13 protein-coding genes are annotated in these 9,957 nt (G+C 54.4%); 10 read left to right on the top strand and 3 right to left on the bottom strand.

All coding sequences use genetic code 11. From position 1 onward, the window contains the following. Positions 1-550, top strand: a 550-nt coding sequence (locus DU506_RS14805) for an IS200/IS605 family accessory protein TnpB-related protein (protein WP_147273759.1), incomplete at its 5' end; no start/stop codon positions are given. Positions 551-604: 54 nt separating this feature from the next. Continuing rightward, positions 605-1,366 carry a Nif3-like dinuclear metal center hexameric protein gene (locus DU506_RS14800; protein WP_114487675.1) on the top strand — a complete coding sequence of 254 codons (762 nt, stop codon included), beginning with the start codon at positions 605-607 and terminating at the stop codon, positions 1,364-1,366. 130 nt (positions 1,367-1,496) lie between these two features. Here DU506_RS14800 and DU506_RS14795 read toward each other — a convergent pair whose 3' ends face one another. Continuing rightward, a complete protein-coding gene (locus DU506_RS14795; protein WP_114487674.1) occupies positions 1,497-1,949 on the bottom strand; it encodes a ZapG family protein in 453 nt (150 codons plus the stop codon). A gap of 231 nt (positions 1,950-2,180) precedes the next feature. On the opposite strand from DU506_RS14795, the gene zapE reads away from it, so the two are divergent. From zapE to DU506_RS14750, 8 genes are all read left to right on the top strand, one after another. After that, positions 2,181-3,353 (top strand): cell division protein ZapE, encoded by a 1,173-nt coding sequence (zapE, locus tag DU506_RS14790; protein WP_181870780.1) that lies wholly within the window; start codon positions 2,181-2,183, stop codon positions 3,351-3,353. 208 nt (positions 3,354-3,561) lie between these two features. Next, positions 3,562-3,990: a 50S ribosomal protein L13 gene (gene rplM / locus DU506_RS14785; protein ID WP_114487672.1), complete on the top strand. Its 429-nt coding sequence runs from the start codon at positions 3,562-3,564 to the stop codon at positions 3,988-3,990. A 13-nt stretch (positions 3,991-4,003) separates the two neighbouring features. Continuing rightward, a complete protein-coding gene (gene rpsI, locus DU506_RS14780) occupies positions 4,004-4,393 on the top strand; it encodes a 30S ribosomal protein S9 (RefSeq protein ID WP_114487671.1) in 390 nt (129 codons plus the stop codon). A 214-nt stretch (positions 4,394-4,607) separates the two neighbouring features. After that, positions 4,608-5,198, top strand: coding sequence for a ubiquinol-cytochrome c reductase iron-sulfur subunit (petA, locus tag DU506_RS14770; RefSeq protein ID WP_114487679.1), 591 nt, complete (start codon positions 4,608-4,610; stop codon positions 5,196-5,198). Further along, complete coding sequence (locus DU506_RS14765) at positions 5,198-6,457, top strand: cytochrome b (protein ID WP_114487670.1); 1,260 nt, start codon at positions 5,198-5,200, stop codon at positions 6,455-6,457. The genes petA and DU506_RS14765 overlap by 1 nt, the downstream gene beginning before the upstream one ends. After that, positions 6,457-7,224 (top strand): cytochrome c1, encoded by a 768-nt coding sequence (locus tag DU506_RS14760; RefSeq protein WP_114487669.1) that lies wholly within the window; start codon positions 6,457-6,459, stop codon positions 7,222-7,224. The genes DU506_RS14765 and DU506_RS14760 overlap by 1 nt, the downstream gene beginning before the upstream one ends. A 146-nt stretch (positions 7,225-7,370) precedes the next feature. Continuing rightward, the gene (gene sspA / locus DU506_RS14755) at positions 7,371-7,997 is read left to right on the top strand and encodes a stringent starvation protein SspA (protein ID WP_114487668.1); all 627 of its coding nucleotides are present in this window, start codon (positions 7,371-7,373) and stop codon (positions 7,995-7,997) included. 62 nt (positions 7,998-8,059) lie between these two features. Beyond that, complete coding sequence (locus DU506_RS14750) at positions 8,060-8,599, top strand: ClpXP protease specificity-enhancing factor (protein ID WP_114487667.1); 540 nt, start codon at positions 8,060-8,062, stop codon at positions 8,597-8,599. Between the two features lie 121 nt (positions 8,600-8,720). On the opposite strand, the gene DU506_RS14745 is transcribed toward DU506_RS14750, so the two are convergent. Together DU506_RS14745 and DU506_RS14740 are read right to left on the bottom strand one after the other, a co-directional pair. Further along, positions 8,721-9,290, bottom strand: coding sequence for a BON domain-containing protein (locus DU506_RS14745; protein WP_114487666.1), 570 nt, complete (start codon positions 9,288-9,290; stop codon positions 8,721-8,723). A 58-nt stretch (positions 9,291-9,348) separates the two neighbouring features. Next, entirely contained in the window at positions 9,349-9,942 is a 594-nt protein-coding gene (locus DU506_RS14740) for a phosphoheptose isomerase (protein ID WP_114487665.1), read from the bottom strand. Positions 9,943-9,957 lie beyond the last annotated feature (15 nt).

The following is a 9,957-nucleotide window of genomic DNA, read 5'->3' as shown; positions in this document are numbered from 1 at the left end:
GTCAAAAGGCTTTGGCCGAACGTGGTACCGCAAAGTGCAGCGCATTAACGAGAACATGGCGCAACAGACGTCACGCCAACTGGTCGATTTTGCCTTGGCCGAAGGTGCTGACATGATCGTGCTGGAAGACCTGAAGGGCTGGCGTCCCAAGGCTGGCAAAAAACGCTCTAGCTTACGCCAGCGTTTTCACCAATGGCTGCATCGGCGGCTCGCCACGCTGATCGAGCACAAGATGAAAGAAGCCGGCGGGAAGGTGGTTTATGTCTATGCGCGGGGTACGTCCGCTTGGGCCTTCGACGGCTCCGGTCGCGTCAAGCGACACAAGACGCAATACGAACTGGCCACCTTCCAGAGCGGCAAGCAGTACAACGCCGATCTTGGCGCCAGCTACAACATGGGTGCCCGTTACTGGGCATGGAAACACAAACTGACCCGCCGAAAGGACGGGCAGGCGTCAGGCGGCAAACGTTCCCCTGGCTCACCGAGGATGCCGGTCACGCTCTCCACGTTGTGGCGGAGCGATGAAGCCCCGAATCAATGCGTAGCATGATTCGCGGGAGCATTCACTAAGCGGCATGAAAAGACTAATCCGAGGAGAAGGTGCATGGTGGAAAGCGCAAGGTTGGTAGCTGCTTGTGATGAAGAGTTGCATATAAGCCGTTTCAAGGATTTTACTCTCAATGGCTTGCAGGTGTCTGGGTGCGAGCATGTGACGCGTGTCATGACTGGAGTGACCGCCTGTCAGGCCTTGCTGGACGAGGCGGTGGCTTGGAACGCCGATATGCTGTTGGTGCATCATGGGTATTTTTGGAAAAACGAACCGGTGGCAATCACCGGTATGAAGCAACGACGCATCAAGACGTTACTGACCCACGACATCAATCTGGTGGCTTACCATCTGCCTCTGGATGCCCACGCCGTTCTGGGTAATAACGCTGAGTTGGCGCGCCATCTTGGTTGGCAGGTAGAGGGGTGTGTCGATGCTGAGCTGGGGGAGGGCCTATTGTGGAAAGGGCGTTTGCCGCAGTCCATGACAGGCGGTGAGTTAGCGCAGCAACTGACCCAAAAGCTAGGCCGTGAGCCATTGTTGATTGAAGCACCTTCCGAACAGCCCATCGAGCGAGTGGCCTGGTGTACAGGGGGAGCTCAGGACATGATCGGCGCAGCATTTGAAAGCGGAGCCCAGGCATTTATCTCCGGCGAGATATCGGAACGAACCACGCACCTGGCGAGGGAAATGGGTATTCATTATCTGGCTGCCGGGCATCACGCCACCGAACGTTACGGTATTCAGGCATTAGGTGAGTGGCTGTCTCGCAAGTATGGTGTCATCCACCGTTTTGCGGACATTCCAAACCCCGCTTAGCGGGGGTGGATAGTTTGGCAGTGTCTGCTATAGATAGTAACGATAGCACGTGTTGCGCTTGACGATGACGCGGTGGTCGATAGCGAGTGCCGCCAGACGCAAAAAAAAACGGCACTCGCTATCATAAAACTCAATAGCGCGGAGGCTGGGGAGCTTGCTGGTTATCTCTGAGGCCGAAGTCTTCGGAAAGCGTGCCACTGCTTCCGTCCGCATAGTCACGCGGCACGCTGGGTGGCTTTTCACCTGGAGTCAAGTTCGTTGCTTGAGAGTGTGCGTCCTGCCCTGGCACGTCCAGGTGAGATGAAATGCCTTCGAGTTGCCAGCGGCTGGCATCGTCATTGAGTTGATTTTCCAGTTGATCCGCTTCATGACGAATATTGTCGAGACGCTGTTGGATGCTGAGCAGGTTCTCTCCCATGCCGCCTTTAAGTTCGGCTAGCTGATGGTCTCGCTCCAATAGTTTCTGCCGCATTTTCTGGATGTCGCGGTGGCTTTTGCTAAATAAGCGATAGCCGACTACTCCAATCACAATACCGATTACGATGCCGATAATGGCAAACGTCAGCTGGGTGTTTGCTTCCACGTTATTCTCCCTGCGCCTGTAAACATGCCGGATACTGGCGTAATGAATATCCCGATAAAAGGGTGTTAAGTAAACCCCGGCAACACCATTATAGATGGCAGGTCGATAGTCGGGTCAATCCAATCATGCGCTTAGCATGCAGGCGGCGTATAATTACCGCCTCTTGAGGGCGCAGTCGGAGTCACTGCGCCCTCTAAATTTCACGCCGTCGGGGGAAGCTGGATGAATGCAATGCCAACGACCGAGGGGGGGGCGGTCAGACCCGCTACGCCTGTAGAGCGCTACCGTGTCGATCTGGCGCGGGACGATTTTGCCTACGACCCGGCTCAGGAAGCCGCCGTTGCCCATTTGCAGCGATTGTACGATGAGTTGGTGGCAATGCCCGCGTCTACACCAAAATCCGGGGTGGCGACTAAAGGAATAAGGGCCCGGATGGCAGGGTTGCTGGGAAGAAAGCCTGATGCGAATAGCGCTCTTTCGGAGCCCGCAATACGTGGCTTGTATTTCTGGGGAGGAGTAGGGCGGGGCAAGACCTATCTGGTGGATACTTTCTATGAAGCTTTGCCCTTTCCCGAGAAGATGCGCACGCACTTTCATCGCTTCATGCAGCGGGTGCATAATGAATTGAGGCACTACAAGGGAGAGAAAAACCCTTTGGCATTGATTGCCGGAAAATTTGCCTCCGAGGCACGTGTCATTTGTTTCGATGAATTTTTCGTCAAGGACATCACCGACGCCATGATTCTGGCAAATCTACTGGAAGCATTGTTCGAGCGTGGTGTGGTGCTGGTGACTACCTCCAATATCGTCCCTGATCAGCTCTACAAGGAAGGTTTGCAGCGTGCTCGCTTTCTGCCGGCAATCGAACTGATAAAGCGCCACTGTCGGGTAGTTAATGTCGACTCGGGGGTGGATTATCGGCTGCGAGCCCTGGAGAGGGCGGAAATCTTTCATTCTCCGCTGGATAAGGCGGCCGAAAAAGAATTGGCGCGCAGCTTTCGTGAAATTGCCGGTCACCCAGGGGAGGCTGATGCTCCTTTGGAAATCAATCATCGTGTTCTCACAGCGCGCTGCCTTCATGACGATGTTGTGTGGTTCGAGTTTGCCGAATTATGTGACGGGCCGCGCAGTCAGAACGACTATATCGAGCTTGCACGTGAGTTTCATACCGTACTGGTTTCCAATGTAAAACAAATGGATTCGAGCAAGGACGACCAGATACGGCGTTTTATCAATATGGTCGATGAGTTCTATGATCGGGGTGTCAAGTTATTGATGTCGGCGGAAGTGCCAGTGGCGCAGCTGTATCTGGATGGACGTTTGAAGTTCGAGTTCCAGCGTACGCTGTCGCGCCTGGAGGAGATGCAGTCCCACGAATATCTAGCCTTGGCTCACAAGCCTTGAGCGCCTCTTGCCGTGACGACTGAAATGTTGCTGGCGGTGCTTAACTTGGGGCAAGGGTTGATGTAGAATGCTGCCTCGCATTACAGCATTATGTTGTTGGCTCTAATGGCGACAAGCTAGTAGAAGTCGCAACCAAAAAAAATAGGGACGGTTTATCCTCGGTTTATCGAGGAAAGAACCCAATACACTTAATCTGGTGATTCCATCCATGAAGACGTTCAGTGCTAAGCCGCAGTCCGTCCAGCGCGACTGGTATGTTGTCGACGCTAAGGACAAGACGCTCGGTCGTCTGGCTACCGAAATTGCTCGCCGTTTGCGCGGTAAGCATAAGCCCGAATTTACCCCTCACGTTGATACTGGCGATTACATCGTCGTGATCAACGCCGAGAAAGTCCATGTGACCGGTAACAAGGCCAAGGCGAAAACTTATTATCGCCACACCGGTTATCCGGGCGGCCTGCGTTCCATGACCTTCGACAAGATGATTGCTTACGCTCCCGAGCGCGTTATCGAGTCTGCGGTCAAGGGCATGCTGCCCAAGGGTCCCATGGGCCGTGCCATGTACACCAAGCTCAAAGTATATGCCGGTGCCGAGCATCCGCATGCTGCCCAGCAGCCGCTTGAACTGAACCTCTGAGGAAAGCTTCGCCATGACTCAACAGTATTATGGTACCGGGCGCCGCAAGACTTCCACTGCCCGTGTGTTTCTAAAGCCGGGCTCCGGCAAGATCGTCGTCAATAATCACGACCTGGATTCATATTTCGGCCGAGTTACCGGCCGTATGGTGGTTCGTCAGCCTCTCGAGTTGACCGACACCCTGAACCAGTTCGATGCCTACGTCACTGTTGCCGGTGGTGGTGGTTCTTCACAGGCAGGGGCTATCCGTCACGGCATCACACGTGCCTTGATGGTCTATAATGAGGACTTTCGTCCCGCCCTGCGTGAAGCTGGCTATGTAACGCGCGATGCGCGCCAAGTTGAACGTAAGAAAGTCGGCCTGCGCAAAGCGCGTCGTCGCCCGCAGTTCTCCAAGCGTTAATTTTACGCTATGCGGCAAAACGCCCGGGTCTATTTGGCCTGGGCGTTTTTGTTTGAATATCAATGAATTACGTTCTGTCTACCACCTTGGTCAAGGCTTATTGTCCTTGTGCGAAGCGGCATGTTTTTTTAACATAGAGCACATTTGATATCCGTTGCCCCCGGAACGCCTTCCTTGGGGTAATGTAACGGATAAGCTGATGGGAGAAACCTTAATGGCAGATAACGGCGTAAACAAAGGCCGGCGCCGTTTCCTCGTGGGCGCTACTACCGTGGTAGGTGCGGTAGGTGCTGTCGGGGTTGCGGTCCCCTTTGTGGCTTCCTGGCAGCCCAGTGCCAGGGCGAGAGCGGCGGGTGCGCCGGTTCGAGCAGATATTTCCAAGCTTGAGGCGGGGCAGCGGATGACCGTCGAATGGCGCGGACGTCCCATATGGGTTATCAATCGTACGCCCGAAATGATTGAGCGCACGCTGGGCATCGAGCCGGAGCTGCTGGCTGATCCAGATTCAAGTGTTCCGCAGCAGCCTGCGTATGCTGATAGCGAGCTGCGCTCCATCCGTCCGGAAATCGGCGTTCTGATCGGTATCTGTACTCATTTGGGTTGCTCGCCCTTGTATCGCCCCGAACCTGAGGCGGCGGTAACGGATAATTGGCCGGGTGGTTTCTTCTGTCCATGCCACGGTTCCTACTTTGATCTGGCGGGCCGTGTGTTCGTCAATGTGCCGGCACCCACCAATCTGGAAGTGCCCCCGTACCGCTTTGAAGGCGACGACATTATCGTCGGCGAAGATGAGGAGGCTGCCTGATGGGTAACCCGAACAAAGCCAAGGCGGAAAGCGGCTTCATGCGCTGGGTTGACGACCGCTTTCCCGCCACGCAGATGATTCAGGAGCACCTGACCCAGTATTACGCTCCCAAGAATTTCAATTTCTTCTATATTTTCGGTGTGCTGGCCATGGTGGTCCTGGTCAACCAGATACTTACCGGTGTCTGGTTGACCATGAGCTATAACCCTTCTGCTGAAGGTGCTTTTGCCTCCGTTGAATATATCATGCGGGATGTGGAATTCGGTTGGTTGATCCGGTATATGCACTCCACCGGGGCCACGGCATTTTTTGTCGTGATCTATATGCATATGTTCCGGGCGTTGATGTATGGCTCCTACAAGGCGCCTCGTGAGCTGATCTGGATCTTCGGCATGACAATTTATCTTGCCTTGATGGCGGAAGCTTTCATGGGTTACCTCCTGCCCTGGGGACAGATGTCCTACTGGGGAGCCCAGGTGATCATTTCGCTGTTCTCTGCGATTCCGGTGATCGGTGGAGATCTGACTCAGTGGATACGCGGTGACTTCCTGATTTCCGGTATCACCTTGAACCGCTTCTTTGCCTTGCATGTGGTGGCGCTACCCATCGTTATTCTGGCGCTGGTAGTACTGCACATTATCGCTTTGCATGAAGTGGGTTCCAACAACCCGGATGGCGTCAACATCAAGGCCAAGAAAGATGAAACTGGCAAGCCGTTGGATGGCATACCATTCCATCCTTACTACACCGTGAAAGACCTGGTGGGTATTGCCATTTTCCTGTTTGTTTTCGCTGTCGTAATCTTCTACTTTCCGGAAGGTGGTGGCTATTTCCTCGAGAAGCCCAATTTCGAGCCTGCTAACCCGCTCGTGACGCCTGATCACATTGCGCCGGTATGGTACTTCACGCCCTTCTACGCCATCTTGCGCGCCATTACGTTCAGCCTGTTCGGCCTGGATGCGAAGTTCCTTGGCGTTCTCTTTATGGGTGGTGCCATTGCTGTTCTGTTCGTGCTGCCATGGTTGGATCGTAGTCCGGTTCTATCCATTCGTTATAAGGGCTGGATGTCCAAGGTGGCGCTGGCGGTATTTGCCATAAGCTTCATCATCCTGGGGATTCTCGGGGCATTGCCTACAACAGCTGCACGTACCGTGGTGGCCCAGATTTGTACCGCCCTGTACTTCGCCTTCTTCCTGCTGATGCCTATATACACCAGGCTGGAGAAGACCAAACCCGTTCCGGAAAGGGTGACTGGCTAATGAAAAAGCAACTGTTTGCACTGCTATTTGCTCTGATGCCTTTCACGGCATGGGGGGCTCCCGCAGGAGACGTTCCTCACTCGATGACGCCCGATCTGCAGGATCAGGAGTCACTACAGCGTGGGATGCAGCTTTATGTAAACTATTGCATGGGCTGCCATTCCTTGGAGCATCAACGCTTTGCGCGGGCTGCTGAAGATCTTGGAATGCCACAGGATCTGGTGGAAGATAATTTAATCTTCTCGTCCAGCCTGGCCTTTAATGATCAGATGCATAACGCCATGCAAAATGAAGATGGTGAGAACTGGTTTGGTGCGGCGCCGCCGGACCTGACGCTGCGTTCAAGGGTGCGAGGCAACGATTGGATTTATTCTTACTTGCTGAGCTTCTACAAGGATCCAAGTCGCCCTTCCGGGGTCAACAACACCGTCTTTGAGTTGGTGGCCATGCCTAACGTGCTTGAGCCCTTGCAAGGGGTGCAGGAGAAGGTCTGTGCCGCGACGGATCACCCTGTCGAAGGCGCTGAGCTTGATCCCTTGACGGGCAAGTACCAGGCGTGTGGCGTGCTTCAAGTGACTCAGCCGGGTAGCATGGAGCCGGAAGAGTTCGAAGAGGTGGCCTACGACCTGACCAATTTTTTGGCTTACGTGGGCGAACCCTCCAAGCTCCAGGCGCAGGCTTTGGCTCCCAAGGTGCTGATATTCATCTTTATCTTTGGGGTTATCGCTTATTTGCTCAAGCGCGAGTATTGGCGAGATGTACACTGATCATTGACTGATCAGATCATCAGGGCGCACGGTGAAAGCCGGGCGCCCTTTGTGTTTTTATATAGAGTAAGTGTTGGTACATGCCTTCGCCTAACTTGGTGTGGGCGTGTTATTATCAATGCTTGATTTGATGCGAGGATGGTTTCATGGGTGTTGTGGCCAAACGGTCGTCGATGATTTTTTATTCCGGTAGTGATGATCATTTCAGTCACCGCGTGCGTATCGTGCTGGCCGAAAAAGGTGTCGCCGTGGATATTGTGGAAGTCAACGACGAACAACCGCCGGAAGAGTTGGCTGACCTGAATCCCTATAACAGTGTTCCGACACTGTTGGATCGTGATTTAGTGCTGTATGAATCCAAGGTCATGATGGAATACCTGGATGAGCGCTTTCCGCATCCTCCGCTGTTGCCGGTATACCCGGTGGCGCGAGCGCAAAGCCGGTTGTGGATGCACCGTATCGAGCGTGAGTGGTGCCCCATGGTCGAGCAGATCCGTACTGGCGGAAAAAAAGAAGCGGACAAGGCACGCAAGGAGCTGCGTGAGAGCCTGATCGGTATTTCACCTATCTTTGAAGACATGCCGTTTTTCATGAGCGAAGAATTTACTCTGGTAGATTGCTGTCTGACGCCGATCTTGTGGCGCTTGCCCGATCTCAATATCGAGTTGCCTGAAAAGCAGGTGCAGCCATTACTGAGCTACATGAAGCGCGTTTTTGAACGTGATGCCTTCAAGGCGTCATTGAGCGAACGTGAAAAAGAAATGCGATCCTGAACCCGTCGGCCCCGGAGAGATAGACTCAAGCCGGGGCTTTCAACTCTAGGAAGGAGCGCGCGATGCATTCAAGCCGTCCTTATCTCGCCAGAGCGCTTTATCAGTGGCTACTGGACAATGAACTGACGCCTTATCTGGTGGTGGATGCGGACCTGCCCGGTGTCGAAGTGCCGCGCCAATTTGTTCAGAATGGGCAAATCGTGCTTAATGTGGCGCCCACGGCAGTGCGCGATTTCTTCATGGAAAACCAGGCTGTGGGTTTTAATGCACGCTTTGGCGGCCAGCCGATGCAAGTGATGATACCCACTGAGGCGCTGATTGCCATTTATGCGCGCGAGAACGGCGTAGGAATGGTTTTCGGTCATGAACCGGTCCTAGTGCCTGCTGGGGAGACTAGTGAAAGCGAGTCGGCATCTCGTGAAAGCCGGCGCCCTGAACTGAGTATTACTCAGACGACCGAGGGGAAGGGGGATCAGGCTTCGCCCGAGCCTACTGAGCCGAAGGATTCGGGTAGTTCCGATAACAAGCCTGGTTCGGATACTAAGCCTGGTTCTGATGGAAAGACATCCAGAAAGCGCCCGACGTTGCGAGTCATAAAGTGATTGATGATGGGTAGAGACTTCGTTCTCATGAGCTGAAACGAAACAGCCCCCGGCAATCTATTTGCCGGGGGCTGTTTCGTTGTGCTGAATATGACTGTCTAGGCGACGCTACAGGGAGGTGTCAGTCCAGATAGTCGAACGCCTTGACGATGCGCTGAACGCCGGCCACGTTCGAAGCCGCCCTAACAATACGCTCCGCTTCCTCGCGGCTGACGATGCCCATCAAATAAACGCTGGCGTTTTCAGTGGTTACCTTGAGCTTGGAAGAATCGATGCGGTCGTTGGTGGCAAGGTGACTGATGACATTCGTGGTCAGCCAGGCATCCGTCAGGCGTTGGCTGGCGGACAGATTGCCTGCCACAGTCAGCTCGTTGTGGACTTCATTCACACCGCGCAGGTTCTCGGTTATTTCCTCGGCGCGCTCCTTGAGTTCCTGGCTTGGCACTTGTCCTACTAGCAATACCTTGCCATTGAAGCTGTGCGGGCGGATGCGCGCATCGTCCAGACGAGCATCGGCGCGTGCCAAGGCGCGGCCAACTTCGCGTTCCACGGTGCTGTCGATGGCTTCTACATCCTCGCTGCGTTGGCCGTAGTTGGTTTGGTCGGCCATATTGGTGGTACAACCGCTGATCAACAGTGACAGGCAGACGCCGGCCACGGCCATCCATCTAGTACGTGATTGATAACTCATGCATACACTCCTTGCTACAGCGATGTTCTTGGGATCTGAGGACTGGATGATCAACAAGCTAGTCGGTACCACCAAATAGTTGTTCATCGATCAAGTCACACAGGCAGTGAATTACTAATAGATGCACTTCCTGGATTCGGGCTGTCGAGGTTGCAGGTACGCGGATTTCACAGTCGTCCTGCCCGAGTAGAGAGGCCATGTTGCCACCGTCTCGGCCGGTCAGGGCAACCACCGTCATGTCTCGGTCATGCGCGGCTTGGATCGCTTGAATGATGTTGCCGGAGTTGCCGCTGGTCGAGATGGCCAGCAGGACGTCGCCCGGCTGCCCTAGGGCGCGAATCTGCTTGGAAAATACCTCGTTGTAGCTGTAATCGTTGGCGATCGACGTCAAGGTGGAAGTGTCGGTCGTCAAGGCCAGTGCCGGGAGGCTGGGGCGTTCACGCTCGAAACGGTTCAATAGCTCGGAGGAGAAGTGCTGGCTGTCGCCTGCACTCCCGCCGTTGCCGCAGGCGAGTATCTTGCCTTCGCTAACCAGGCTCTGCACCATCATCTGGCTGGCTACTTCGATGAAGGGAGGAAGCACTTCGCTGGCATAGGTCTTGGTATCGATGCTGGCATTGAAGTGCTCGAGTATACGTGTCTGAAAGTCCATGAGGGCTTCCTGGTC

This window comes from Vreelandella rituensis, assembly GCF_003336665.1.
In the GTDB taxonomy this organism is placed as follows: domain Bacteria; phylum Pseudomonadota; class Gammaproteobacteria; order Pseudomonadales; family Halomonadaceae; genus Vreelandella; species Vreelandella rituensis.
This window is presented reverse-complemented; position numbering and strand designations above follow the sequence as displayed.

What these genes read in the sequence shown, in the direction of transcription:
- DU506_RS14800 (WP_114487675.1), top strand. Translation starts at nt 605, where the DNA reads ATGGTGGAAAGCGCAAGGTTGGTAGCTGCTTGTGATGAAGAGTTGCAT.
- petA (WP_114487679.1), top strand. Translation starts at nt 4,608, where the DNA reads ATGGCAGATAACGGCGTAAACAAAGGCCGGCGCCGTTTCCTCGTGGGC.
- DU506_RS14740 (WP_114487665.1), bottom strand. Translation starts at nt 9,942, where the DNA reads ATGGACTTTCAGACACGTATACTCGAGCACTTCAATGCCAGCATCGAT.
- rpsI (WP_114487671.1), top strand. Translation starts at nt 4,004, where the DNA reads ATGACTCAACAGTATTATGGTACCGGGCGCCGCAAGACTTCCACTGCC.
- rplM (WP_114487672.1), top strand. Translation starts at nt 3,562, where the DNA reads ATGAAGACGTTCAGTGCTAAGCCGCAGTCCGTCCAGCGCGACTGGTAT.
- DU506_RS14765 (WP_114487670.1), top strand. Translation starts at nt 5,198, where the DNA reads ATGGGTAACCCGAACAAAGCCAAGGCGGAAAGCGGCTTCATGCGCTGG.
- DU506_RS14745 (WP_114487666.1), bottom strand. Translation starts at nt 9,290, where the DNA reads ATGAGTTATCAATCACGTACTAGATGGATGGCCGTGGCCGGCGTCTGC.
- DU506_RS14750 (WP_114487667.1), top strand. Translation starts at nt 8,060, where the DNA reads ATGCATTCAAGCCGTCCTTATCTCGCCAGAGCGCTTTATCAGTGGCTA.
- DU506_RS14760 (WP_114487669.1), top strand. Translation starts at nt 6,457, where the DNA reads ATGAAAAAGCAACTGTTTGCACTGCTATTTGCTCTGATGCCTTTCACG.
- zapE (WP_181870780.1), top strand. Translation starts at nt 2,181, where the DNA reads ATGCCAACGACCGAGGGGGGGGCGGTCAGACCCGCTACGCCTGTAGAG.
- sspA (WP_114487668.1), top strand. Translation starts at nt 7,371, where the DNA reads ATGGGTGTTGTGGCCAAACGGTCGTCGATGATTTTTTATTCCGGTAGT.